The sequence below is a fragment of the Rudanella lutea DSM 19387 genome, from assembly GCF_000383955.1.
Classification (GTDB): Bacteria; Bacteroidota; Bacteroidia; order Cytophagales; family Spirosomataceae; genus Rudanella; species Rudanella lutea.
This window is the reverse complement of sequence record NZ_KB913013.1, coordinates 3,119,351-3,145,778: the sequence shown is the minus strand read 5'-3', so window position 1 is coordinate 3,145,778 and position 26,428 is coordinate 3,119,351. Positions and strand designations below refer to the sequence as shown.

General features: G+C 50.3%; 20 protein-coding genes, 1 tRNA gene and 1 pseudogene. 11 read left to right on the top strand and 11 right to left on the bottom strand.

Annotated elements, in window-relative coordinates:
- Positions 1-270: 270 nt before the first annotated feature.
- On the bottom strand, positions 271-1,350 hold the full coding sequence (locus RUDLU_RS0112970) for a TerC/Alx family metal homeostasis membrane protein (protein WP_027303017.1): 1,080 nt from the start codon (positions 1,348-1,350) through the stop codon (positions 271-273).
- Between the two features lie 205 nt (positions 1,351-1,555).
- On the opposite strand from RUDLU_RS0112970, the gene RUDLU_RS0112965 reads away from it, so the two are divergent.
- Positions 1,556-2,299, top strand: coding sequence for a glycosyltransferase family 2 protein (locus tag RUDLU_RS0112965; RefSeq protein WP_019988818.1), 744 nt, complete (start codon positions 1,556-1,558; stop codon positions 2,297-2,299).
- Here RUDLU_RS0112965 and RUDLU_RS0112960 read toward each other — a convergent pair.
- Positions 2,256-3,464, bottom strand: coding sequence for a type III polyketide synthase (locus tag RUDLU_RS0112960; protein WP_019988817.1), 1,209 nt, complete (start codon positions 3,462-3,464; stop codon positions 2,256-2,258). The two genes, RUDLU_RS0112965 and RUDLU_RS0112960, sit on opposite strands and share 44 nt — an antisense overlap.
- A 92-nt stretch (positions 3,465-3,556) precedes the next feature.
- On the opposite strand from RUDLU_RS0112960, the gene RUDLU_RS0112955 reads away from it, so the two are divergent.
- A complete protein-coding gene (locus tag RUDLU_RS0112955; protein ID WP_019988816.1) occupies positions 3,557-4,417 on the top strand; it encodes a UbiA family prenyltransferase in 861 nt (286 codons plus the stop codon).
- A gap of 211 nt (positions 4,418-4,628) precedes the next feature.
- Positions 4,629-4,704, top strand: a tRNA-Gly gene (locus RUDLU_RS0112950).
- Between the two features lie 1,109 nt (positions 4,705-5,813).
- On the opposite strand, the gene RUDLU_RS0112945 is transcribed toward RUDLU_RS0112950, so the two are convergent.
- The 5 genes from RUDLU_RS0112945 to RUDLU_RS0112920 all read right to left on the bottom strand — a co-directional run bounded on the left by RUDLU_RS0112945 (position 5,814) and on the right by RUDLU_RS0112920 (position 10,203).
- Complete coding sequence (locus RUDLU_RS0112945; protein ID WP_019988815.1) at positions 5,814-6,803, bottom strand: hypothetical protein; 990 nt, start codon at positions 6,801-6,803, stop codon at positions 5,814-5,816.
- Between the two features lie 602 nt (positions 6,804-7,405).
- The gene (locus tag RUDLU_RS0112935; RefSeq protein ID WP_019988813.1) at positions 7,406-7,711 is read right to left on the bottom strand and encodes a helix-turn-helix domain-containing protein; all 306 of its coding nucleotides are present in this window, start codon (positions 7,709-7,711) and stop codon (positions 7,406-7,408) included.
- A gap of 5 nt (positions 7,712-7,716) precedes the next feature.
- Positions 7,717-7,971, bottom strand: coding sequence for a hypothetical protein (locus RUDLU_RS0112930; RefSeq protein WP_019988812.1), 255 nt, complete (start codon positions 7,969-7,971; stop codon positions 7,717-7,719).
- 122 nt (positions 7,972-8,093) lie between these two features.
- Entirely contained in the window at positions 8,094-8,942 is an 849-nt protein-coding gene (locus RUDLU_RS0112925) for a hypothetical protein (protein WP_157580186.1), read from the bottom strand.
- 25 nt (positions 8,943-8,967) lie between these two features.
- The gene (locus tag RUDLU_RS0112920; RefSeq protein WP_019988810.1) at positions 8,968-10,203 is read right to left on the bottom strand and encodes a site-specific integrase; all 1,236 of its coding nucleotides are present in this window, start codon (positions 10,201-10,203) and stop codon (positions 8,968-8,970) included.
- A gap of 373 nt (positions 10,204-10,576) precedes the next feature.
- Here RUDLU_RS0112920 and uxuA point away from each other — a divergent pair, with 373 nt between their 5' ends.
- Positions 10,577-11,782 (top strand): mannonate dehydratase, encoded by a 1,206-nt coding sequence (gene uxuA, locus RUDLU_RS0112915; RefSeq protein WP_019988809.1) that lies wholly within the window; start codon positions 10,577-10,579, stop codon positions 11,780-11,782.
- A 109-nt stretch (positions 11,783-11,891) separates the two neighbouring features.
- Here the strand turns inward: uxuA and RUDLU_RS0112910 are convergent, their stop codons facing one another.
- On the bottom strand, positions 11,892-13,802 hold the full coding sequence (locus tag RUDLU_RS0112910; protein ID WP_019988808.1) for a pseudouridine synthase: 1,911 nt from the start codon (positions 13,800-13,802) through the stop codon (positions 11,892-11,894).
- A 250-nt stretch (positions 13,803-14,052) separates the two neighbouring features.
- On the opposite strand from RUDLU_RS0112910, the gene RUDLU_RS0112905 reads away from it, so the two are divergent.
- The 7 genes and pseudogenes from RUDLU_RS0112905 to RUDLU_RS27425 all read left to right on the top strand — a co-directional run.
- Positions 14,053-16,062, top strand: a complete 2,010-nt coding sequence (locus RUDLU_RS0112905) for an acetoacetate--CoA ligase (RefSeq protein ID WP_019988807.1) — start codon at positions 14,053-14,055, stop codon at positions 16,060-16,062.
- A 134-nt stretch (positions 16,063-16,196) separates the two neighbouring features.
- Positions 16,197-17,903 carry a S41 family peptidase gene (locus RUDLU_RS0112900; RefSeq protein WP_019988806.1) on the top strand — a complete coding sequence of 569 codons (1,707 nt, stop codon included), beginning with the start codon at positions 16,197-16,199 and terminating at the stop codon, positions 17,901-17,903.
- 145 nt (positions 17,904-18,048) lie between these two features.
- The gene (locus tag RUDLU_RS0112895; protein ID WP_019988805.1) at positions 18,049-20,271 is read left to right on the top strand and encodes a DEAD/DEAH box helicase family protein; all 2,223 of its coding nucleotides are present in this window, start codon (positions 18,049-18,051) and stop codon (positions 20,269-20,271) included.
- Positions 20,272-20,276: 5 nt separating this feature from the next.
- The gene (locus RUDLU_RS0112890) at positions 20,277-20,510 is read left to right on the top strand and encodes a hypothetical protein (protein ID WP_019988804.1); all 234 of its coding nucleotides are present in this window, start codon (positions 20,277-20,279) and stop codon (positions 20,508-20,510) included.
- Between the two features lie 2 nt (positions 20,511-20,512).
- Positions 20,513-22,732 carry an AAA family ATPase gene (locus tag RUDLU_RS0112885; protein WP_019988803.1) on the top strand — a complete coding sequence of 740 codons (2,220 nt, stop codon included), beginning with the start codon at positions 20,513-20,515 and terminating at the stop codon, positions 22,730-22,732.
- Positions 22,733-23,066: 334 nt separating this feature from the next.
- Positions 23,067-23,276 carry a hypothetical protein gene (locus RUDLU_RS0112880; RefSeq protein ID WP_019988802.1) on the top strand — a complete coding sequence of 70 codons (210 nt, stop codon included), beginning with the start codon at positions 23,067-23,069 and terminating at the stop codon, positions 23,274-23,276.
- Between the two features lie 105 nt (positions 23,277-23,381).
- A pseudogene (locus RUDLU_RS27425) lies at positions 23,382-23,699 on the top strand (PIN domain-containing protein); the annotation flags it as partial.
- A 223-nt stretch (positions 23,700-23,922) separates the two neighbouring features.
- Here RUDLU_RS27425 and RUDLU_RS0112865 read toward each other — a convergent pair.
- Genes RUDLU_RS0112865 through RUDLU_RS0112855 form a run of 3 tightly spaced genes read right to left on the bottom strand, consistent with a single transcriptional unit; the run spans position 23,923 to position 26,424 of the window.
- Positions 23,923-24,762 (bottom strand): HIT family protein, encoded by an 840-nt coding sequence (locus tag RUDLU_RS0112865; protein WP_019988799.1) that lies wholly within the window; start codon positions 24,760-24,762, stop codon positions 23,923-23,925.
- Positions 24,755-25,303: an RNA 2'-phosphotransferase gene (locus RUDLU_RS0112860; RefSeq protein WP_019988798.1), complete on the bottom strand. Its 549-nt coding sequence runs from the start codon at positions 25,301-25,303 to the stop codon at positions 24,755-24,757. Before RUDLU_RS0112860 ends, RUDLU_RS0112865 begins: the two co-directional genes overlap by 8 nt.
- Positions 25,304-25,305: 2 nt before the next feature.
- The gene (locus RUDLU_RS0112855; RefSeq protein WP_027303016.1) at positions 25,306-26,424 is read right to left on the bottom strand and encodes an HNH endonuclease domain-containing protein; all 1,119 of its coding nucleotides are present in this window, start codon (positions 26,422-26,424) and stop codon (positions 25,306-25,308) included.
- Positions 26,425-26,428 lie beyond the last annotated feature (4 nt).

Here is a 26,428-nt window from a genome sequence, read left to right as displayed (position 1 = left end):
TGACTTACCGACAGTGGTTTCCATTTGGAAAGTATCCTTTGGGAATATTGGCTTTTTACAAGGGTAAAACCCTACTGAATTTGATTATATCTGGCTGATAAAATGTAATCTTCGGCAGCGTACAAAATATGCCGATGCTCAGAAGTGTGTTGAATAAAAGTTAATCAGACTTTCCCCGTAAGAAAAGTCGGTAAACTTCTCCACGACGGGAGACATAAAAAAAGCGGGCCACATCGGCCCGCTTTAAATTCAATACTTCGAGTTACCGTCTTACACCTCGATACCCTGCTCTTTCTCCGCTTTTTTCTCCGGAATAAGCCACGAGGCCAGTACGCTCACGGCCAGAATTGAGACGATAATGTAGAGCGAGTAAACGGGTTTGAAGCCGAGTTCTTCGAGATAATGGTCGGTGAGCATTTTCACGCCGATGAACGTGAGCAGCACCGCCAAACCAACCTTCAGGAACCGGAATTGGCTCATAATGCTCGACAGGAAGAAGAACATCGACCGCAGGCCCATGATCGCGAATACGTTGGAGAAGAATACGATGTAGGGATCTTTGGTGATCGAGAAAATGGCCGGAATAGAGTCGACCGCGAAAACAAGGTCGGTAAAGGCGACTACCACCACCACAATAAACAAGGGGGTCACAAACAGCTTGTTGTCGGTTTTGCGCCGGACAAAAAAGTGGTCGATTACGTTGCGCCGGTACACGTTGAAGTATTTCGACACAAACTTGACCACGGGGTGGTTTTTGGTGTCGATCTGCTCTTCGCCTTCTTTCTCAAAAAACAGCCGAACCCCGGTGTACACCAGAAACGCCCCGAAAACGAGCATGATCCACTCGAAGCGCTGAAGCAGGGCCGAACCCACGAAAATAAACACGAACCGGAGTACGATAGCCCCCAGAATTCCCCATACCAGAATCTTTTTGTAGTACCGCTCCCGCACGCCAAACGACGCGAAAATGAGGATAAAGACGAAGATGTTATCGGCTGATAATGAGTATTCTACCAAATAGCCTGTAATGTACTCCAGGGCCATGTTGTTCTGAAAGAGCTGTAGGCTCTGTTCAAAGTTACCCGGTACCAGCTCTACATGGTCGGCGTAGAGGTCGCGCACTTGCTGGAGCCGGGCAAAGTCGTTGATCCCGTGTACGAGATAGCCGTAGTTCTTGATAAAAAAGTAGAAGGCAATCGACAGCGATACCCAAACGGCGCTCCAGATGGCGGCCTCCTTGAAGTGTACCACGTGGCTCTTCTGTTTCGTAAATACCCCTAAATCAAGGGCCATTACGACCATCACGAAAGCCGCGAAGCCTAAGAAAAAAGTTGTCTCACTAGTTAGCATACGTTCTTAAAGAATCATTAAATCGACAACCCCGCTGATCATAAAAAAGTTAGGGTTAGCACAAAAACTGTCGCAATATGGGCAAAGAAATGATGGGAGTCAGTAGGGAGATGGCATCTTAATTGCTAGAGTCCCCCAAAAGCCTCCCGGCGAACTAATTCCAGAACGTATTGGCATAGTTCGTCGGTCTACTTAGTTTTGAGCCATGTTTAATGGGAAGAAAGTCATTGTGGTGATGCCTGCCTACCGGGCAGCCCTTACCTTGGAGCGTACGTACCGCGAAATTCCGTTCGATATTGTCGATGATGTTATCCTGGTGGATGACTTCAGCCCCGACAATACCGTTGAGGAAGCCCGGCGCCTGGGTATCCGGCATGTGATTCGGCACGATCAGAATAAAGGCTATGGCGGGAATCAGAAAACCTGCTACCGGAAAGCTATGGAGTTGGGTGCTGATATTGTGGTGATGCTTCACCCTGATTATCAGTACACCCCCTTGCTGCTGACGGCCATGATCTCGATCATCGGCAACGACCTCTATCCCGTTGTGTTTGCTTCCCGGATTCTGGGAAAAGGCGCGCTCAAAGGTGGCATGCCTATGTACAAGTACATTGCCAACCGATTCCTGACCCTGGCGCAGAATATTCTGATGAATCAGAAACTGTCGGAATACCACACGGGCTACCGGGCGTTCTCCGGCGAGGTGCTACGTTCACTCGATTTCACCCACAACTCCGACGATTTCATCTTCGACAACGAGATGATCGCCCAGATTTTCTACAAGGGCTTCGAAATTGCCGAAGTCACTTGCCCCACCAAGTACTTTGAAGAAGCCTCGTCGATCAACTTTAAGCGCAGTACCATTTACGGTCTCGGCGTGTTGGGGGTATCAATCCGCTACCGGCTTAGCCGATGGGGACTGCTGCGCTGGAACGTGCTGTCGAAGTAAGGGACGTGGTTACGGGTTGCCCCACTACGTCCAGAATCATTGATTCCAGCGTAAGGCCTGGCCCAAAGGCACAACTCAGAATATGCCCGCCCGAATCTGTCGAAGGTTCTGTATGGCCGGATTCGAGGCTCTGCCATACCGCATTGAGCACAAACAGCACCGTTGCCGACGACATGTTGCCGAATTCGCGGAGTACGTCGTAGGCAAATCGGTTGTCGGTCGTTTCGAGCCCAAGCTGCTGCTCAATTACCTCCAGAATCTTGCGGCCGCCGGGGTGCATGGCGTACAGGTTGATGTCGCCAATGGTGAGGCCGCTTTTTTGCAGCAACCGTGACAGCAACTCGCTGATGCCCTGCTGAATATACCGGGGCACTTCGGAGGTCAAGGTCATTTCAAAGCCAAAATCGCTCACGTGCCACGCCATTTCTGCTTTGCCTTCGGGGAGCAGATCGCTGTAAAACGACCGTAATCGGAGTGCCAAGCGTTCGGAAACCGGCTCGCCTTCGACCAATACGGCCGCAGCCCCGTCGGCAAACAGGGCGTTGGAGAGTAGGTGATCTGTTTCGGTTTTTTTCTGGAAGTGGATGGTGCACAGCTCCACGCACACCACCAGCACTTTAGCGTCGGGGTCGGCCCGTACCATGGCGTCGGCCGTTTTCAGGCCATTGAAAGCCCCGTAACATCCCATAAAATTGATGGCGAGCCGCTGCGTGGTTGTGGGTAGCCCGAGTGCTTCGATCAGCTCAATATCGGGGCCGGGCGCATACAGACCCGTACAACTGACCACAATCAGGTGCGTAATCGACTGCCGGTCGAAGTCAGCCCGTTTGTTCAAACAGGTTTCGATGGCCTGCCGGGCCAACGGGACCGCTTCCTGCCGGTACAGGAGCATACGTTGCCCAACCGTTGGAAACGGCTCAAGCCCCGGTGTATTTGGGTAGAACGCGTAATCGCCATTTTCGCGGCTATAGTCGGGCAAAACCGAATGCCGTTTTTCGATGCGGGTTTGGCGGTAAAGGGCCGTGAGCCGTCGGCGGTCGCGGTGGTCGAACTGAAGCGCGTCGGCCATAAACTGGGCGATTTGCATCTGGGGTACCGCGTATTGCGGCACAGCCGTGCCAATCGCCGTGATAAAGGCGCTATATTCGTGTGTGTTCTTATTCAATGTTCATCAGCATAGGTTGTAGTGTAGTAACCGTCTGTTTTTTGGGATTGTTATGATCTGGAATGCTATGTACCGATTCCTCTGCCTCCACCATGACCCTTCGCGAAATTTGGCTTCATCTGCGGGTTCCTTTTTCGTTTTTTCTACTGCCCGTTTTCTGGTTCGCACTTAGCCAGTCGGTCAACCCCGATTTGGGCCGGTCGGTATTGGTGGCCTTTATTCTGCACCTTCTGTTGTATCCAGCCAGTAACGCCTACAATAGCTTTTTCGATAAAGACGAGGAAAGTATAGGGATTCTGGAAAACCCGCCCCCCGTAGACCAAACCCTGCACCGGGTAGCCTGGGGGCTCGATGTCCTGGCTTTGCTGCTGGGCACGCTGGTGGGCTGGTCTTTCGTGTGCTATTTGCTCATTTATGGGCTCATTTCCAAAGCGTACAGCCACGATCGGATTCGGCTCAAAAAATACCCGGTCTGGAGCTGGCTCATCGTAAGTCTTTTTCAGGGGGGATTCACCTACCTGATGACTTTGCAGGCCATAAACGATGTACCGCTCGAACACCTTCTTACGCGCCAACCCTTGCTGGCGGCCTGTTTGTGTACCCTCAACGTGATGGCTATGTACCCTCTTACGCAGGTGTACCAACATGCCGAAGACGCCCGCCGGGGCGACCTCACCCTGAGCCGCCTGCTGGGTGTTGAGGGGACGTTTGTTTGTGCCTTACTGGTATTTGCCTGCTCACTGGCTGGTTTTTACGTGTATTTTGGGGGGCGTTCGCCGTTTTACATTTTGCTGGCCTGTATTCTGCCCGCCATGATCTTTTTTGTAGCCTGGTATGGACGGGTTCGGCACGACCGTGCCCGGGCTGATTTCCGATCGGCTATGCGGATGACGGTCTTGTCGGGGATCGGCCTCAACGTTTTTTTTCTGACGCTACTGTTTTTAGAGTCCTGAACTGGAGTGAGAGCGAGCTACCGAGGGTAAGTACGCAGTAGTTGGTACCCGTGCAGCTCCTGGTTCGTGATTTTTTTAGGCTTATAAGTGATTGATCATCAAACCCAAAAAATTCAACAAGAGAATTTTTTGGGTTTACCTCTTGACAAACGTCGGAAAACGCTCTACTTTTGTACCCACAATTCAGCACCGCAACGCTGAATCACCAAACGCGAAAGTAGCTCAGCTGGTAGAGCGCGACCTTGCCAAGGTCGAGGTCGCGGGTTCGAACCCCGTCTTTCGCTCCAGAAAAAGGCACCGACCAACGGTGCTTTTTTTGTAGTTATCCGATTCGTCGGGTGGATTGCCGGGATGGCGGAATAGGTAGACGCGCCGGACTTAGATCAATTTGAGTGCACGGTTGGAAACGACCGATGTAGAACCGCTTAAATTCGGGGAAACCTTATCAAGTAATTGATTGGCAATCCCGAGCCAAGCCTACTAACAGTTGTTGGTGTGGAAGGTGTAGAGACTGAACAGGCGGTACCCTAACGAGTGAGTCGAGGGTAAAGAGACAGTCCAGACCACAAATCGTTGCAAATGGTAACGAGCAGCGAAAGCTGTAGTTGGTAAGAAAATCCTGTGGGCCGTAAGGCCCGTGCGGGTTCGATTCCCGCTCCTGGTACAATGAATCCCCGTAGTAGGTTGTGAATCAGCCTTTTACGGGGATTTTTGATTTTTTACCGAAACAATACCGAAACATTTTACAAATATCCCCTGAAGCCAAACTGATATAATCCCCCTTTCGCCTTATTCATAGGGGTTTCATTTGGGCTTCCGTACCTCTTCGTTTTGGGGGCTCCGGTAAGTAAAAACCGACTCTTAGCCACTATTGCCCGATAAACGAAGAAAGGGGTATACCCCCTTTGATTATATCGCACGATGTTGGCTAAAGCGGGTCTTCCGTTCGCGGTTTGGAACGGTGGCAAGATTCGCTATACCCTGCCATATGTTGCCAGAAAGAACCCCCCTTAGACTTTTGGTTTTGTGTGTGTGCCGTTGGTCTTCCGTTCGTAGGCTGGTACGGTGGCAAGATTCGCTATGCCCTGCCTATCTGCCCCTTTTTACAGTGTGAAAATAATCTTGCTCCCCCGATTACTGAGGGGAAAACAGGCTATTTTGGGGGCATTTTAGCCACTTTTTACCGCTTTTTGGGGCTGTTTTTGGGGTTTATAATGCTCGTATATTATTGTTAATGAGTTAGTTGTATTCTGTTTGGGTGTTTGATTTTCTAAGGTGCGAATTTTGACACTGTATTCTTTTCGGTGGACTTGCGCTCGTGCTTTAAGATTGCGCTAAGGATTTTGCCCACGCTACCCCCCTATTTCAATTTTGACACGATACGCGTGAGGTTGTATTACCGTTCGCGGTTTAAGAGTGCGGTAGGGATTTGACCCGCGCTGCCCCCTTCGGTGTTGTACAAAGCTTGCCTTAATTGCTCCGATACATCGAAAGGACTGTTTGACGTTTCCGGCATCAACAAACTAAGCATCTTACGTAATTGCCGTTTACGGGCCTTACGGTCTTCGGTAGTCAGTACCTCTTCCGGCATCGTTTTTAGCTTCTCAATTAATAGCTCTTCTGTGTTGAAGCCGTACTGTAGTTCTAAGTCTTTCAGGACCAATAGGGGAAGCATTGAAGCCGAAAGGTCTTTTTTGTTGGTAGGCATTGCGCTGGCTGGTGTTTTCTGAATTCGTTGGTAGGTTGTCAGAAGGTCTTCTTTGCAAAGGTTGACGAATTGACTACTGAATAGGTCTGCAACCAATACCGCCTGTTTAAAATAGATTTGGGGCTTCTTGTAGTGGTTTTCGACTTTCAGATAAGATTGATCGGGTTTAAAGCCGAAGTCTTGCTGTAGGGCTTCTTTGGGGCTCCCTTTGATCTTGTGGGCAAAGTTCTGCCTGGCATCATACAACTTTACCCGTAGGGCTGAGGATTCAAAGTATTTGCTGGCTCCGTTAATATAGCCGTGTGCCTTGAATCCGGGTAGGTGGTTATGGTTTGCCAGTAGAACTTTTGTCTTGTGTGGAGTATGCACAAACTGACCATACTCGAACGTGTCAACCTTCCCGGCAAATACATTCATGCCTACTATCTGGCTGATATAGTCGATACCTTCCCGAAGGTCGTTTGTACCTGCGGGGTAGTTATGCCCTCTGAATAGGTACGGTATACTGCCACTAATTTTTAACTCCCATAGTTTGGGATTGTATTGGACTCTGAGGGGGCAAACCCCTTCTATACGGTATTGTTGCCAACCCTGCCAGACATTACCCGTATGAGTGAGGTTCGATAGATTCGGTGTACTTTTACCAACGAAAAGGGAAATACCGATATGGTCAAACATAGCTGTGTTCTCGTTTTCTATCCTAATAAGAAGAAAGGGACTACCCGCGTGGGAAGCCCCTTTTTTGTTTTCAGCCTATCAGACCCAAATCGGGGGTTGTACTCTTAGCTCTTCGTGCAATAGCGTCAGTACGGTATCCCGTTTAGGGTATAAGCCCGGATAGATACGAAGTTCCAACGTATCCCGGCAATTATCGGGGGTGCGTATAATGGCGACCAAATCGGGGGTTTGTTCAATCTTGCCCATTTCGTTGCTTCTGCCAATATCTGCAAAGCCTAACAGTAACGGCATTTCGGGGTACTCCCAAACCGAAAAGCTTATTCGGGGCTCCGTGTTGCTGGCTAAGACATAGTACGGGCTTTGTGTGTCCTTCCGGGTGAATCGGGCTTTCACATCTGCCACTTTCTTTAAGTGTGCGGCTCTTCCCGTTCGCGTTACTGGCTGAAACCCTTCCGGGTCTATTGAAAAGTTGATTCGCTGAGGTAGTAACTCGGTGCTTCCCGGTTGCCGGTAGAAGCTTACCTTTGTTTCGGGGCTCCGGTGGTAGATAGCCCGTTTCTCGATTGACTTTAAAAAGATTGCGTTCATGGTCGTAACGGGGTTTAGGCGTTGGGCTGATTTTTCCGAAGCAATCCTTTCGCCTGAATCCTGTTACGATTCAGAAACGCTTGCACATCTTGTGCCGTGAACCAAATCTTTGGTCCAACCTGGCTAAAGTCAATTAGTTGTTTGTCCCGGTAGTTCTGCAACGTTTTGGGGCTGCAATCAAGCATTTTACAAACCTCTTCGGGGGTATACGTCACCGTATCCAATTGCTCCGGTATCAGTTTGTCTAACTTGCTTTCTAAGCGCGTTAAAGCGCATTGTAGGGCTTTATAATCCTCTACGGTTATCAGTTTAGCTTCCATCGTGATTAATCGTTTACGGTGTGGTTTTGCGTGATTAATCCGGTGGCATCAATCCACTCTTGAAGAACTTCGTAGTAGTAGATGTTCTCAACCAACGAAGAATGATTTATGTGGTCTTCGGTTTGGGTGAGGAACGACATAAACCACGAACGTAAAGCGGTTCTAAGCTTTAGCTGATCGGTAGGGCATGACACAACTTCGATAAGTTGCGCTTCAATTGCGATTCCTTGAATCGGGTCTTTTTTACGGCTGTTTGCCATGTGTTAACTCGTTTTGATTGTAAAAAAAGAATCATTGAACGAGTCAAAGGTCATTAGAGGGAAATAGCGTAGAAACTTCAGACATTCCCGAAAAAAGGATAGGTCTGAAGTTGCTTTTATGACTAAGGGTTAGGGACCTGACTAAAAAGACCTTCTTTGCGGGCTCTATTTTCTAATTGATTAAAGTATTTATCTATATCTGTTGTAACCTCATCAAGATTGACATTGCTCATCTGCAAAATACCTTGAATGAACCAATACTTTAATTTCTTGGTGTGAAACGTAAAATCTAAGCGTATTAATATCTTATCAAGAGCTACAATTGTGTTTTTCAAAAAGCGCGTTATAACTTTTTCATTTGAGTGTTTTGAAATATTAGTCTGATATAAATGCGGGCTTTTGGGAGATTCACGTATCAAGTTGAGCATATAAGTTGCAGCATATTCCTTAATGTGAACAGATTTAGGAGACTTGCCGTAAGAATTAAAAGTTATGGAATAATAAGGTAAATCAGGTGCAGGTGGTACATCCTCTTCTCTTTCACTGTTTTGTAGGATTGATGACCATTTCTCATGTGCTGCTTTATAAGCCTTGTCTTGTTCAATCACCAAATTGATAAACGATTTAATAGCTTCCATATCTTTGATTAACTCACTTGTTGAAGGTGATTCATAAACATTATACCCACCGATTTCCATAATCTTCGATTCTTCGTTTTGTAAAAAATCAACGATGTAGCAGATGTTAGACATGATTTGATAATCAGTCGGAACTTGGTAGTATGAAAGAAAGTCTTCACAAGTTTTATACAACTCTTGTTCAACTTGATATTCACTAAGCTCTTTTCTTCCCCATTTTTCCCAATCATCTTCTGTTAGGTACACTCGAAAAAGGTACTCAGCAAGCCAGTTTTCAGGAAGAATGTTAATTAAGTTGTCCATTGATTGAATTAAAGAAGGGTAAGAATTCATACCCGAAAAGGACTACAATAAAAAACTACCCGAATAGGGTGTTCAAAGCCTGATCGGTAACTTCAGTATCAAAGTCCTTTATGTACTTCTCGGTAATATTGATTTTGGAGTGCCGAAGTAGCTTTGATATGGCGTATACGTCTTTGATTTTCCTTCGGCCTAAGTCGGCAAAGGTGTGCCTGGCCGAATGAAATGATACGTCTTTGGCTATTTCCGCCTTCTGGCAGATTAGCTTGAGGTACTTATTGATTAGCGCATTTTTGCGCGAAATTTCTTTTAACAGGTCGTCTTCGGTGTTGTATTCGCGTTGTGTGCTGAGGATTGGAAACAGATAGTCTTCGGGCTTGCTTTCGGGGCTCCGGTAGTGGTCTAAAATGGCTTCTGCCTGTTTGGGTAAGGGAATTGTGTGGCTTTGCTGAATAACGTGTTGCGTCTTACGCATTACGTACGATAGCCTACCCCCGTTAATGTTGCTCCACTTCAGGCAAGCCACATCGCTAAAACGTACCCCTGCCGTATAGAAAGCGAATAGCCAGTAATTACGGGTATGCCATATCAGCGTACCTTCGGGTAGGTCAACGGTTGAAAATGCTTGTAATTCCTCTTCTGTGAGTCTTACCCGTTGGGGTCTGGCTTCTGTCATTTTGAAGCCCAAAAACGGGTTATCCTGCCATTTTATAAGTCCCTCTTCGGTGGCCTTGCTTATGACGGTGCGTATTTTCGTTAAAGAGGTGTTAGCCGAATTCAGGTTATTGCCGTGCGAACGTATCAGCCAATCGTGATAGTCGTAAAGTATAGGGGTTGTAATGTCAGCAAAGGTTAACTGCTCATTACCTATCCAATCCCGAAATTTTTTGATTTCAGATTTAAGGTTTCGGGCTGTGTTGTAAGTTCTTTTACCGACTTGAATATCAGCGTACGGAAAAAATAAAGAGGTGTTTTGGCCTTTCAGGTGGCTTACTACTACGTTGGTCGTTGCTCCCTTAACTTCTGCCTTTACCGTTATGGCTTGTGCCTTCAGTTCTTCTATCCGCTTGTTTATCTGGCTGTATAGCGGATAGGTACGACGAACTTCTTTCTTTTTGGGGTTCCAATCCTTTTTGGGTACATCAAATCCGGTGTATATCCGCTTTACCTTCCGGTTTTCCGTTATCCGAAGAAATAAACCATAGTCACCGTTTGCTTTTGGCTTATGGTTAAGCTCAATTGAGAAGGTAAAAGCATTAACAGCGTTTCGGCTGATTGCTGAATCGGTCTTCATTTTCTATGTTTCGTTTTACTATCCTGCCCGAAAATAGTTTACCGAAACATTTTACCGAAACATTACCGAAACATTACCGAAACAAATCTTACTTTTAACTACTCTGATTTACTTTTGAAGTAGACAAGTGACTTTTATAAAGTGCTGATAATCAGTAATAATAAGAATAGGTGACGGTACGAAAAGGTAAAGGTTCGATTCCCGCTCCTGGTACCTAAAATTGCCCAAAGAGCCGCTACTTGTAGCGGCTCTTTGGCGTTAAAAGGGCTCAAATCGCGCCCAAAAGCTACATCCTTGGCGGAAAGTACCCCTTTTTTTGCGGGCATCGGTAAACCGGCCGCTCCTTCGTCTTATACCCCAAAAAGTAGTCTGAATGGCTTTAGAACAAACCTGGCGATGGTTCGGTCCGAATGACCCCGTATCGCTGGCGCACGTCCGACAGGCAGGTGCCACCGGAATCGTAACGGCCCTGCATCATATCCCGAATGGGCAAGTATGGCCCGTAGCTGAAATTCAGCAGCGGAAAAAGATCATCGAAGAGGCCGGGCTTACCTGGTCGGTTGTCGAGAGTATTCCGGTGCATGAAGAAATCAAAACACGCACGGGGGCATATCGCCAACATATCGAAAACTATAAAGAGTCGATCCTGAATCTGGCTCAGTGCGGTATCGATACGGTTTGTTACAACTTTATGCCCGTACTCGACTGGACCCGCACCAATCTGGATTATCCCATGCCCGATGGCTCAACGGGGCTCCGGTTCGATGCGACCGAGTTTGCGGCTTTTGAATTGTATATTCTGAAACGGCCCGGTGCTGAAGCCGAATACAGCGATGCGCGCAAGCAGGAAGCCAAAGCCTGGCTGGACGGGGCCACTGAGGCCGATGTGCAGCGCCTGACTCGGACAATTATTGCGGGTTTGCCCGGTTCGGAAGAAAGCTACACGCTCGAACAGTTTCAGGCAGCTCTCGATACGTACAAACACACGGGCGATGCCGAACTGCGGCAAAACCTGTATACGTTTCTACGCGAAATTACGCCGGTAGCTGAGTCGGCTGGGGTGCGTCTGTCTATTCACCCCGACGATCCGCCGTACCCAATTCTGGGTCTGCCCCGCGTAGTGAGCACCGAAGCCGACGCAAAACAGTTACTGAGCGAAGTGGACTCGCCGGCCAATGGGCTGTGTTTCTGCACAGGTAGCTATGGGGTTCGGCCCGACAACGACCTGCCTGGTATGGTAGAGCGGCTGGGGCCACGGATTCATTTTGTGCATCTGCGGAGCACCCTGCGCGATGCCGACGACCCCTCACTGATGCGGAGTTTCCACGAAGCCGATCACCTGGCGGGCGATGTGGATATGTACAGCGTGATGCGGGCGTTGCTGAAGGAGCAAAAACGCCGACAGGACGAAGGTCGGGAGGATTTGCGGATGCCATTCCGACCCGATCATGGCCATCGGATGCTCGACGATCTGACCTCCAGCAAAAAAATAAACCCCGGCTACACGGCCATTGGGCGGCTACGCGGCCTGGCTGAGTTGCGGGGGCTGGAAATGGGTATCGAACGGAGCGAGTCGTAACGATTGGCTTGCTTTAAAAGAAACCGGATGCTTTACCGGCGTATCAGTTAAGAAATTTCTTTGCTGATGCTCTGGTAAGGCACCCGGTTTTTACATAAGCTCTGAACCGTTAGTTCAGGTACTTGAGCTTGATTACTTCTTTGGGCTCCAGGAAGCGCCACTTACCGCGTGGCAGCTCTTTTTTGGTTAGCGTGGCGTACACTGTCCGGTCGAGCTTCATAACCTCGTAGCCGAAGTGCTCGAAAATCCGGCGGACAATCCGGTTGCGGCCGCTGTGAATCTCGATGCCAACAACTTGCGCATCGGGTGTAACCAGAGCCAGGTCGTCGGGCTTAATCATGCCGTCTTCCAGCTCAACACCGGCCCGAATGGCTTCAAAATGCTCTTCGGTGATGGGCTTATCGAGTTCGGCCTGATAAATCTTGCGGATATTGTTAGACGGGTGCGTCAGCTTGTCGGCCAATTCGCCGTCGTTGGTCAGCAGCAACAGACCGGTTGTGTTGCGGTCGAGACGACCGACGGGGTAAATCCGGAAGTTGCCAACATCGGCTACCAGTTCCATTACGGTCCGGCGCTCTTCGGGGTCTTCGGTGGTAGTGATGTAATCTTTCGGCTTGTTGAGAAGCACATACACCATCTTTTCGGGGTTCAGTACCGTTTTGCCGTACTTTACCACGTCATTTTCCTTCACCTTATAGCCCATTTCGGTCACGACCTTACCGTTGACTGTAATGTCGCCCCGGCTGATTAGCTCGTCGGCTTCCCGACGTGAGCACACCCCGGCGTTGGCAATGTAGCGGTTCAGACGCATCAGGCCCGACGGGTCGCGCTCGTCGTGTTCGCGTTCAGGGCGGGGTTTGTCGTCGCGCTTGCCGAAACTTTTCTTGTCTGATTTCTTATCAAAGCCGGGCTTGCTGAAGCCAGGCTTCCCGAGGCCGGGTTTGTCGAGCTTATAATCAGGAGCGGCTTTGTAGCGGCCTACCCGGCGCTCGCGGCTGTCGTCGCGCTGCTCGTCGGTGAAACGCTTGTCAAATTCATTGTCGCGGCCAAAACGCTTTGATTTATCCTGAGCGTCGTCGTCACGTCGGTTGAATGGGCCCCGACGGTCGCCTGAGGGCTGATCGCCAAACGGACGACGGTTTCCTTCGCCACGGTTGTTGAAATCCCGGCGGCCGCCTTCGGGCCGGTCGCCATGGCGGTTAAACCGGCTTTCACCCCGACGGCCATCGCCCCGGTTATCGTCGTTCCGACGATTGAAGGACCGACCTTCGCCCCGCTCGTTGTTCCGGTCGAAACCGCTCTCGCGACGGTCTCCACCACGGGTGTCGTTGAACCGGCGTTCATTGCCAAACCGGCTCGGACCACGTTCGTCTCCATCGTTCCGGCGGTTAAATCCACCTTCCCGGGGGCCGTCGTTCCGACGTGGGGCCCGGTCAAACGAAGGGCGCTCGCCCCGGTTACCAAAACCTTTGTCGTCCCGGTTGAACCCACCTTCACGCGGCCCGTCGAAACGTGGTCCGTCGCTACGGCGATCGTTGCGGTCGAACCGGGGGCGGTCAGAACCCGACTCCCGATTAAACCCACCTGATCGGCGATCATCGTTCCGGTTGAATCCCCCTTCGCGTGGTCCGTCGAAACGGCGGTTGTCATTACGTGGTCCGTCACTACGGCCAAAACGGCCTCCATCCCGGCTATCATTGTCCCGGTTGAAGGGGCGCCGGGCGTCGCCACGCCGGGCGTCGTCGCGCCGGTCGAACCGGGGGCGGTCATCGCCAAAGCGGTCGTTACCGTTACGTTCACCCCGGTTAAAACCACCGGGCCGGGCGTCGTCACGCCGGGCGTCGTCACGTCGGGCGTTGCGGTCGAACCGGGGGCGTTTGTCGCCTTCGCCCCGCGCATTGCCGCGCTCGAACCCTTTATTTTGACGGTTGTCATCCCGACGGCCGTCTGTATTTTTACCAAAAGAGCGACGTTCGCCATCCCGGCGATCATCCTGGTTAAAATTCTGATCCTGATTCATGGAAAAATACAGCAATCCCTGCTGTGTTAGATAAACTATTGGCTGATTATCAGCTATGCGAATTGTAAATTGTCCAAAAATGGACGCAAAGGTACGGCTTTTCTGAGAACTCTCATCACTGGCCGTTGGTATAACGTTGCCTCAACCGAAAACAATCCCTAACCCTTGTCTGTCGTTAACGGTTTCGAGTAAAAGTCTGTCCAACACCGTACAGACACAGTTCGTATTCGTCAATAAGCTGCCTACCTGCATGACTACACCTCTTTGGAAACCCAACCGTTTTCTGGCTGAACATTCAACGCTCAAAAAATATACGGAATGGCTGTTTATCAAACGCGGCCTCTATTTCCGGGATTACGATGATTTATGGGATTGGTCGGTTACTGACCTGGAAGACTTCTGGGAGAGTATCTACCAATTTTTTGATGTGCAGAGCCACACGCCTTATTTCGATGTGCTCGATCGGCCACAGCCCGGACCGCCCAACTGGGGCATGCTCGGCACCCGCTGGTTTACGGGTGCAACGGTCAACTATGCCGAACATATTTTCCGCCACAAAAGCGTACAGCACCCGGCTCTGATTTTTCAGGCCGAGGGGCGCGACCCGTTTCAGATGTCATGGCATGTGCTGGAGCGGCAGGTTGCTGCGGTGGCCGCCTACCTCCGCGATGCCGGGGTTGGTATGGGCGACCGTGTGGTATCGGTACTGCCCAACATACCCGAAACGGTGGTGTCGTTTCTGGCTACAGCCTCGCTGGGGGCGGTCTGGTCAAGTTGCTCGCCCGATTTTGGTACCGCGAGCATTGTCGATCGGTTCCGGCAAATTGAGCCTAAAGTACTGCTGGCCGTTGACGGGTATTTCTACAACGGCAAACTGATCGACAAAACCGCCGTGATGCAGGAGCTTCGGCAGGCACTGCCTACGGTAGAGCGGGTAATCTGGGTGCCCTACGCCGATTTGCCCGCGCAAAACCGGCTGACAGGCTCCGACCTTTGGGCCGAGGTAGTACAAACCCCCAACACAGGCCTGTACTTTGAACCGGTGCCGTTCAACGACCCTATCTGGGTACTTTATTCATCAGGGACAACGGGTAAGCCCAAAGCCATTACGCACAGTGTGGGCGGCTGCCTGCTCGAACACCTCAAGGCGCTGGCCCTGCATCAGGATGTCCGGCCCGGTGAACGGTATTTCTGGTACTCAACTACGGGCTGGATGATGTGGAACTTTGGTCTGGCCTCGATGCTGCTGGGGGCCACCCTCGTCCTGTACGAAGGGGCACCGGCCTACCCCAACCTCAACGCCCTCTGGGACCTGGCCGAACGGGCACAGGTTAACCATTTTGGGGGTGGAGCAGCCTACTTTGTATCGTGTATGCGGGGTGGGGTAGATGGGGAGCCGCTCCGGCCTATACGTACCCACACCCTGACGAGCCTGCGGACGATAGGCTCAACGGGCTCTCCATTGCCGCCCGAGGGCTTCCGGTGGGTGTACGAGGCCGTGAAGAAAGATGTCTGGCTTATTTCGTTTAGTGGCGGCACCGATATCTGTAGCGGTTTTGTGGGCGGGTGCCCGGAGGTGCCCGTGTATGCCGGCGAGATTCAACGCCGGTTGCTGGGTTGCAAACTCGACGCGTTCAACGAAGCGGGCGAGCCGGTGCAGAATCAGCTGGGGGAGATGGTCATCCGGGAACCGATGCCGTCTATGCCGATTTTCTTCTGGAACGACCCTAATCAGGAGCGGTACCGAAGCAGCTACTTTGACACCTTCCCGAATGTGTGGCGGCACGGCGATTTTATCCGTATCACCGAGCACAATGGTGTGGTGATTTACGGCCGCTCAGACGCGACGCTCAACCGCGATGGCGTGCGGATCGGAACCGCCGAGATTTACAGTGCCGTAGAGAGCGTTCCCGAAGTGGCCGATAGCCTTGTGGTGGGCGTAGACCTCCCCGGTGGTAGCTACTTTATGCCGTTGTTTGTAACCTTACGCGATGGACAGGATTTGAACGACACACTTATCGGCCGGATTCGACAGGCTATTCGGACGCAGTACAGCCCGCGTCATGTGCCCGATGCCGTGTATCAGGTGTCGGAGGTGCCGTACACCATCAGCGGCAAAAAAATGGAGATGCCCGTTAAGAAAATCCTGGCTGGCAGCGACCCCCAAACCGTAGCAAGCCGCGATACTATGCGCAACCCGGCGGCACTCGACGGGTTTGTGGAACTGGTAGCGTCGGGAAAGATTGCAGTTGCTAAATAAGCGACTGATTTTCTTGTTGTTCTGTGCTAAAATGGCCGGGGTTGATTATTTTTCTGCTTTCCCTCGATTTTGGTAAACATTATAGTATTCATACTGCGTTATGGCGTGTGTACAACCTTAAAAACAGGAGAGTGATGGCGGAGGATACGAACTTTGGCCGGCGGCAGGACCCGCCCATCCAAAATGATAAGGCAACGGTGCGTTTGCCCATGTTGCTGGGTGTGACCCTGGCTGGTGGTATGCTTATTGGCGCTACGTTTTTTGGCGGGGCCAAGAGTGTGAATACCATCGGGCGAGGCTACACGAAGTACAAAGAGATTCTGCAATTGATCGAGAATAACTACGTGGATACGGTCAATACCGACGATCTGGTAGATTATTCGATCACCAAGATGCTGGAGAAACTCGATCCGCACACGGCCTATATGAACCCCGACGAAGCCGTAGCAGCCCGCTCTCAGCTGGAAGGTGGTTTCGATGGCATCGGGGTCGAATTCAATATCTACAAAGATACCGTGTACGTGGTGGCCCCGTTGGCGGGCGGCCCTTCCGAAACAGCCGGGATTCGGAGTGGTGATAAAATTTTAAAAGTGAACGAAACCTCGCTGACGGGTGGTAAGGTGGACAACGGGTCGGTGTTTCAGGCTCTACGCGGTAAAAAAGGGACTGAAGTGCGCCTGACGATCCTGAGCAAAGGCGAAAAGGCCCCTAAGGTGGTGACCGTTACCCGCGACCGGATTCCGACCTACTCGGTCGATGCTTCGTACATGATCGACGCAAAGACGGGCTACATCAAAGTCAACCGCTTTTCGGAAACTACCTACGAGGAGTTCCGCACGGCGCTGGGGCAGCTCAAGCAGCAGGGTATGACACAACTCATGCTCGACCTGCGCAATAACCCCGGTGGCTACATGGACCGGGCTACGAGTCTGGCCGACGAGCTGATTGATGGTAACAAACTGCTGGTGTACACCAATGGAAAAGATACCCGGTACGATCGGCAGACATTCGCCAAGATTGCCGGTCAGTTTGAGCACGGGCCGGTGGTGGTTCTGATTGACGAGGGTAGCGCTTCGGCTTCGGAGATTGTGGCTGGTGCTTTACAGGACCACGACCGGGCGTTGATTGTGGGTCGGCGGTCGTTTGGTAAAGGACTGGTACAAATGCCGGTACAGTTATCCGACGGTTCGGAGCTTCGGCTGACTATCTCGCGTTACTATACGCCAAGCGGGCGCAGTATTCAGAAACCCTACGTACTGGGTCACGAAAGCGAATACGAACACGAGCTGGAGGCCCGTTCGAAGCGGGGAGAGTACTTCATTGCTGACTCGATCAAGAACGATCCGAAGCTGAAGTTTAAAACCGACAATGGTCGGGTAGTGTACGGCGGTGGGGGTATTACGCCCGACTATTTTATTCCGCGCGACACTACGTGGCAAACGAATTATCTGGGGCAGCTGTACGGCAAAAATATCATTCGGGAGTATGCGCTTGAGTATGCGGCCGACAACCGCAAGACGCTGGAGAAATTGCCCTTTGCCGAGTTTAACAAGACGGTCAACTTTGGCGATGAGCAAATGGCCCAACTGGTGAAGGATGCAACGGCTCAGGGCATCAAATTCAACGAGAAGGAGTTTGCCCGGTCGAAGAAATATATTCAGGCACAGGTGAAAGCGTACGTGGCTCGTTACACATATCAGCGCAACAACCGCAGCGGCCAAAACAACGAGTTTTACCGGGTTATGAGCGATGCCGACGAGACATATCGGAAGGCCCTGACCCTATTTGACCGGGCCCGGCAGTTGGAGCGTGGCGAAACCCTGTCGTCGGCGAAGAAGTAGAGGATCGTAGAATCTATACGCGGCCCCCGCTCCGTACGGAGCGGGGGCCGCGTTGCTTTTTGGGGGGCCGTAAGTTGTGAGTTTTTACAAAAAGATTACTTAGATTGGTGCACTATCTACGCAACCTTTTAGTGAATTTGTTGATATGCTCGCCGACATTACCTTTCCCCCCTCCGAAGAGTACCGAACCGGCACCCAACACGAACCGCTGACCTTCTATATGGAAGCATTGGTAGAAAGCACCCGGCTAGACCTGTTGTTAGGGTATTTTAGTTCGTCGGCAATTCGGGTGTTAGCGTTGGGGTTTGCTAAATTTATCAGCAATGGTGGGCGGGCTCGACTAATAATTAACCACATTTTGTCGCAACCGGATAAGGAAGCCCTCTTAGTTGGCACTTCGGGCGGGATAGCCCCAAATGCATTCTCGACTAAGGACTTTCAGAGCCTCCGCCAAGCGCTTGATAGCTATGGGCATCACTTCTTTTCGTGTTTGGCGTGGCTCATTGCCACCGAGCGCGTACAGATTCGCGCCATCCGACCCAAACATGGGCGTGGCATCGCTCACTACAAATCAGGTATTTTGGGCGATGGCCGGGATAAAGTCAAATTTCGTGGCTCGTGTAACTTCACGGCGTCGGGGTTGTTAGAAAACCTCGAAGAACTGGAAATTCGCACGTCGTGGGGAGCCAATCCTACCGTTTTTAGCAGCTATGAAGACGAGTATGAACGTTTATTTGGGGGCACCGCTGACCATGCCGAACTCATTCCATTTGCCGATATTGAAGCCGTCATTCTGCGCGACTATGGCGGCAAAGACCTCGACGAGTTGCTGACTGCGGAGCAGCAACTTATTGCTCAACAGGCCAAACAGGTACGAAATAAAACCCACCAAAAAGCTGTACAACGCATTTTGCAGAAGATCGAAACTTACTTGGCATCGCCCCGATTTCCATACGAGAGCGGCCCACGCCTATATCAGCAGGAAGCCTATCAAAACTGGCTGGAAAATGATTGCAAGGGTATTTTTGCGATGGCAACCGGCACCGGCAAAACCATTACCTCGCTGAATTGCGTGCTGAATGAATCGGCAAAAACTGGTACCTATCAAGTCGTTATTCTGGTGCCAACCACCGTATTGGTAGAACAGTGGACGGGCGAATGTCGAAGGTTTAATTTCCGCAAGGTTATTGCCGTTTCTGGAAAATCGGTGGAGTGGCCCGCCCAACTCGGAAGTATTACGACGCAATTGAGTTTCGGAGTCGCTACGTCGTTTGTCATCATTGCTACGTACCGCTCATTTACAAATTCGCAGTTTCAGACGTACTTCAAGCGACTGCCTACAACCACCGTACTGGTGGCCGATGAAGCGCATAACATCGCGTCGCCATCGGTGGCTAAACTGCTCGACGGAATCCATCTACAAAAACGAATCGGGTTATCAGCCACCCCCAAGCGTATTTATGACCCCGAAGGCTCGGAGAAGATGGAAGCGTTTTTTGCTGACAAAGAGCCTTATACGTATAGTTTTCCGATGGAGCGGGCCATCGACGAAGGGATTCTTTGCCCTTACTATTACTACCCTAAAATTGTTAGCCTGACACAGGAGGAGATGGTGGCTTATGCCGAAATCTCTGCCAAGCTCGCCAAGCTGTATGCCCGCGCCAAAGGGGATGAAAAAGCGTCGGCATCGGTGGAGATGCTGCTGATGCAACGCAAACGCATTATTCACAAAGCGCAGAACAAGCTGACTACCTTCGAGAAAATTCTGTCTGACATTATGACCCGGCACGGCCGCATCGATTATACGCTCGTGTATGCCCCCGAAGGCTACTATGCTGACAGCGAGATAGACGAAGAAGCTTTTGCCGAATTGAGCGACGAAAACCGAATCATTGATTTCTACGCCAATATTATCCGGCGCGTGTCGCCCACTACCACCCTCACACAATACACAAGCGACTCGGCCGATAAGGATTTAACGCTGAAGCAGTTTGAACAGGGGCAGATCAACGCGCTGCTGTCAATGAAGTGCCTGGACGAGGGCGTTGATATTCCGCGCACGGAGCAGGCCATTTTCTGCTCAAGCACCGGGAATCCCCGACAGTTTATCCAACGGCGGGGGCGCATTTTGCGGCAACACCCGGCCAAAAGTTTCGCCTACATCTACGACATGGTGGTGATTCCGCGGACCGATCCCAATAGCTTTACCTTCCAGTTAGAGCAACGTTTGGTGCAGAAAGAGCTCGAACGGGTTGTACATTTTGCCTTTATGGCCCAAAATAAATACGAAGCCACCGAGGTGTTTCGCGAAGTATGCAACAGCTATGGACTCAACTTAGATACCATTCACAAAGAACTCAGTGCCTAAACACCATGACACAAATCGAGATTGTAAAAGCGTTTCTGCAAGACCCGCAGATTCAGCAAAAATACAGCCTGACGCCCGACGACGTAAACCGGATGACCTTGCAGTCACAACCAAACGCCGAAGCTAAAATACTGGTTGACCTCATTAAACGGATTGTGCAAGACGTTGAAGACAAATCCATAACCATTAATGTGGCTGCGGCTACCATGAACAGAACCCTCGAAAACGCCCTCCGTTAGTCATGCTTATCAAAAAAATAACCATCCAGAATTTCCTTTGCTACTACGGCACTGATAATGAGTTCCTGTTTACGGAAGGGCTGAATATGGTGCTTGGGGCCAACGGCTACGGAAAATCAAAGCTCTACGACGCCTTTCAGTGGGTGTTTGGCGATGGCATTACGGATAACGCTACCACCGCAACCCTAAGTAAGCTTAGGCCTACAAGCGTGGTTAAAGGTGAGTTAGTGTCCGAAAAAGCCAAAGAGCAGTGTGCTGTTGGCGAGTCGGTTGAAGCAAAAGTTTGCATTGAAGTGGAAGCTGTCCGCAACAACGCCCCCAAAGCTTATCAGTTAATTAGAACCTATACCATCCGCCGAACCAGCACCAAGCAGTGGGTTGAACCTGCCAAAAGCGAGTTTCAGCTATTCGAATACGACATCATTTCGTTCAAACCTATCCCGCCGAGCCGATATGAAGAGGTGCTGGAATGGCTGATTCCGGTCGATGTGCGGCCCTACGTATGGTTTCAGGGCGAACGCGGAATCAATAACCTGATCGATACGTCAAACACGACCTCGCTCCGGAATGTGATCAAAAAGCTCTCGGACATTGACCGTTGGGATCGATACATTCAGGCGACACAAAAGGCCTACGAAACGGCTAAGAACGCATTTGATCTGGAACTAAAAAAATCACAGAAAGGGCAGGAGGAAATTGAGAAACTGCAAACTGAATACCGGTTGCTTGAACGGGAAATTGCCCAATTAGAGGGGCAGATTACCTCGGCTCTGCAGAATGAGCAATTTGCCAAAGAAAAGAAAGACGGGCTGTTGGCAAGTATCGAGTTTGCCCAGAAAATTAACGAGTACACCCAAACCCGCGATCAGGCCCGCCGGGCTTATGAAAACGCCGTAAAAGAAGCCGATACGTTCAACGAAACCCTGGGCCGCAAGCTCTTCACCGACAATTGGGTGCTGCTGGATACCACGTTCCTGCTCCGAAAATTTGAAGAAAAACACGAAGCCTACGACGTGGCCGTGGCTACACGCAAAGCTATTGCCAACTTAGACAAAAAATTGGGTGAGAAACTACAGATTCGGCTGCCCGACAACGTGCCGGAGCCGATGTATGTCCGGCAAATGCTTGCCGACGAACACTGTAAGGTTTGCGACCGACCGGCCCCCGAAGGCAGTGATGCCTACGAAGCCATCCGAAGTTTACTCTTGCCCGAACCGGAAATTAGTCAACCCGAACTCCCCCGAACGAATCTGAAGTCGTTTTTTAAGCAATTGATGCAAAACGGGCTGGGTATGGCGAGCAGTATCGAAAGCATCAACTACCGGGTGCAGCAGTCGATGCACGACGGACAAATGAAGCAGGAACAGGTAGGGGCTACCAAACTGGAACTGGAAGCCCGGATGCGCGAGCTTCAGGAGCAGGAGCAAACGAGCGGCATCACCAACGCACGTGACATCATGAACTCGATGGATGGAGCTATTGCTGATATAACAAAGTTTGGCCGTGATCTGGATAAGTACCGGACGCAAAAAGAGCAGAAAGAAAATCGGCAGAAACAAATTAACGACCGGCTGAACGTGCTCTCGCAGGGGCAGGTACCGCCCTATCTGATTCAGAAGAAAGAGATGTTGTTCGACATGGCCGAGTTGGCCAAGCGCGTCAAAGATACCAAGTACCGCGAGTTGGTGCGGCAACTCGAAGACGCGGCTAATGAACACTACCGCAACATCAACGCGCCCACGGGAGCTTTCTACGGCACCATCCGGTTTGTGGAAACCGGCACCGATGGCGGTTACCGACCGGCTATCCTGAATGCCGATGGGCGCGAGGTGAGCAACCTGAATACCTCACTCGTTAGCTCGCTGAAGCTCTCTATCATCATGGCTATTGTGTCGGCCAATAAAACCCGCAACTATGCTTCATTTTACCCACTCATTTCCGACGCGCCCGTGTCGGACTTCGACGTGGTAAAGGCGATGACGTTCTTCAACGAAACGGCCAATACGTTTACGCAAAGCATTGTAATTGTGAAAGAGTTACTGCTCGAAGACCCTGACCGCGTGGGTCGCTACAAGCCTGATTACGAACGGCTCCGCGAGTTAAAAGAGAGTATGCAGCGCACCGGTAAAGCGTTGAACGTGTATCAGTTGGACATGCCTGATGGGGTCTCGAACACCCACCGGAGCGAACTGGAAGTGACGATTCAGAAGATTGCCCTTTGATTGCTAACCGAACCCATTTTTCTTCAAGAAAATATTTCAATCAGTTGCGGGTGTTGGCGCAACTCTGTAACTTGAGTGTACAACTTGACAAGACAATGAATACCATTAAACCATTTTCTGGACTGGAAAATGCTGTTTCTTATCTGATTAGTGAAGAAACAGCAGAAGTAAGAGATGAGCTGAAAGCCAAAGCACGTTTTGTTTGAAATTTATCTGCTATACCGACGGTCACCATTGAACAAATTGCTGATTGGGTTGAAGTATCGGTTGAGTTTGTGGAAGAGATTCGGCAGAAAATGGCAGACGAGCAAAAATTGATTAATCTTATTTAATTATGGTAACAACTGGAAAACTAACGAATCTGCAACAGGAACTGTTGAAACTGTATGCTCAACAGGTAAGCGAAACGGACCTGCTAAACATCCGTGAATTAATTGGACAATATTTCGCCAATCGTCTAACCACCCTGGCAGACAAAGCCTGGGAACAACAGGGTTGGTCTGAGCAAACCATGAATGAATGGTTAAACGATGAAAAGCAATAAGTGTCGATGAATATAGTTCTCGACACCAACGTTTTACTGGTTTCCTTGCCAAGCCACTCGCCTTTTCATCCAATTTTCGAGGCACTCAGATAAGGTCGTTATACGCTTTTTTTGACTAACGAAATGGTCATCGAATATGAAGAACAAATCAGCGTTCGACTTGGCCTACCGCGCACTGAGATTCAACTCCGCGAATTGCTCAATTTATCGAATGTTACGTTGGTCGATGTCTATTACAAGTGGTACAAAATCAAGGCTGATCCCGACGACGACAAATTTGCTGACTGTGCCTTTGCCTGTGGAGCAGATTATTTAGTGACGAACGACCGACATTACGATGTGTTGAAAGATACAATTGACTTCCCGCAAGTAACAGTTATCACCGCACAGGATTTTTTGAACTTTTTGGCGCAATCAAGCTAACCCCATGCCCAACCTCCTCGACCATTTCAACCGTAAAGAGCCGCGCTACCCCAACCGCTACCGCGAGTTGATTGATAATCGGACTGCCGTTGCAGCTTTCCCGCAAACGGGCCTTTGATACGTCCGTAGGGACCGAGGAGGAGAAATACGCGCAGGGCAAAATCTTCGCCAACTACTACGAGTGCTTTCTGTACGCTACTATTTTGGGAATGCGGCAGGAGTATCACCGCTTAGTTACGTTCCTGATCCCTCCCCCTGCGTTGCTCGCGTAACGCGGAATCACGTGGATACTCGCGTGAGGGAATTTCTGCCCGCCCGCTGTCCCGACATTTAGGCCTACATTGAAGCCATCCGGCGCGTAACGTTCCGTCAAAATCTCCTGCACTTTATTGACTACCTGCCAGCATTCGTTTTGCTCCAACAAGGGCAACTCGAAGAAGTTGGCGACATGTCTTTTTGGCATCACCAACGCGTGGCCTTTGCTCACAGGATAACCATCCAGCACGGCATAGGTCAATGTTGTTTCGGCTAGTAGTTCCAATTTGGGTTTGGGCGAGCAAAACGGGCAGCTTGTTGGCTCGGTAGCGAGTTGGTTAAAATGCCGATATTCGTAAAACTCGGTATTCTCGTTTCGGTAGATGGACGTGAACGGCAACACCACACTGCATTGATAAACGGGTTTGCCGTGTAGCTGGTGCGTTCGGAAACCATCGCGGCTGATGTCGCGCCGAACCGCGAAGTAGGCCCGCCCGCTTGGTTTGAGTAGGCGCGAAACGTTGAGCAACACATCGGTTTGCTCGTCGGGGAACAACACGTTGAGCACATAGAAGCAAACAATGGTATCGAACGTTCCGGCGGGCCAGTCAGGAGCATGGTGCGGGTCGTAGCCGTGCGCGTCGAAGCCCTTTGCTTGCAGAAAACGCACATCCTGCCCGAACCCGCAGCCATAATCCAGCACCCGGCCATGCAGCAATTTGCGCTCGTGCAGCATCCGAATAGGCAACGAGGGCGTGTCTCGTTGCTTGGCGGTGAGGTGGCTGTATGGGTTTTGTGGGTTATTCATGAATAAGGTAGGCCGTTGGTACGTGGTCGGTTAGCCAAACACCGTTTTCAGACTGGTAAAAAACGTGCCCATCAGCAACCATCTCCCCCGCTTTGACCGTCAATATTACCGGCTTGCCGTGTCGGCTACCCACTTTATACGCTGTTTGTTCGTCGACACTCAGGTGTACATGATGGCGGTCCATCTTCTTTAGTCCCTCGGCCAGAATTGCATCCAAAAACCGTGTTGCTGTGCCGTGAAACAAAAAATTGGGTGGCTGTTTCTGCACATAACCCAAATCAACTTCTACTGAATGACCCTGATTTGCCCGAATACGGGTCTCGTTTTCGTTGAAAGCAAACCGCTTTTTATTGTTGGTCTCAACTATGAAACGTAGCTGCTCGTGTGTGATACGGTGCCCTTTCGCAGCCAGTTTTACCAGGAGCGTTGGTACATCCGTCCAGCCGTTTTCATCCAGCGTAATGCCAATTTCTTCGGGTTTATGACGCAGCACCAGACTGAGAAATTTACTAACGCGTGTGGTTTGTGCTTCGGCGAGCATGCTTAATCAGTGGATTTATAGATAAATGGATAGGCAAAACCCATGTTCCGGGCGGTTTGAAGCTGGGGTAGAACGGCGCGTTCTAAACCTTCACGAAACCACGCGTAAGGTTGATTCTGCAAACTGTTCAAATCTTGTCCAAATAAGGCGAAATAATCAGCTAACAGCTTACTGTGCCCATTCTGAGCGTGAAACGTAAAAGCATCAAATTGCAATTGGGCGTACTTTTCAAAATAAGCTACTTCGGAAGGAAGCGAGTTGTTTTTAGCCGAATTGACCGATTTAGGCGTTGGGATGATGTTCCAAAGCTGGTCATGAACGACGTATGACCAGGGCAGAAAATGATCTAAGCTAATATTCTGCCGGGTGATCAGTTGACCGGAATAAATGCAGGTTAACGCAGAGTGAGTTTGCAAATAGCTTTTCCAGAATGTTTCGGCTTGCTTCAGGTCTCGCTCACTATGTTTGAAAAGCTTATCAGGCAAACCCACAACGATCGGGTTGTTTTTCTGTAAGAATCTCAGTAGATGCCAGTAGGTGAAGCCCCGCAAAATGGCCTGGTGTTTTTGCAGATAGTCTTTCCAGACCGAACTGATTTCGATAGCTCCTTTCGAAAAACGATACATTACGCGGTTAGGATCTACAGCAAACAAAGTATTGCTGAAATGCACAATGGCATTTTTCACGTTATCGCCCTTGTCCTCAACTGTAATAAACTCGCTCAGAAATGGCCGAACAAACCGATAAGGTACGTAGCGAACTCGCGTATCGACCATTTTATAGACCGTAGCTAATTCTTGATGTGTCAACTTTGTCGTCAACTGCTCAAAAACAGGGAGTGAGTTTTTGCTATGGTCAACCACCATGCGAGCCGACACAAAATCGGCAATTGGTTTAAAACCGTCCTGACTGCCAAACGATAGCTTGAAATAATCGAGCGGATACCAGACGTTGGCAACCATCCTTAGAGCAAGGTCGTTAAGAGAGATGATGCTTCTGTCGTTTTCTTTCAGGTCGTCCAGAATTGCCAGTAGCCAGTAAAACTTATATGAGTTAGTTGTGTCCGCAAAAACGCGGGCAAGGCGCGAAATGTCTAGCTCCGTGCTTTCAGGTAGTTGCATGAAA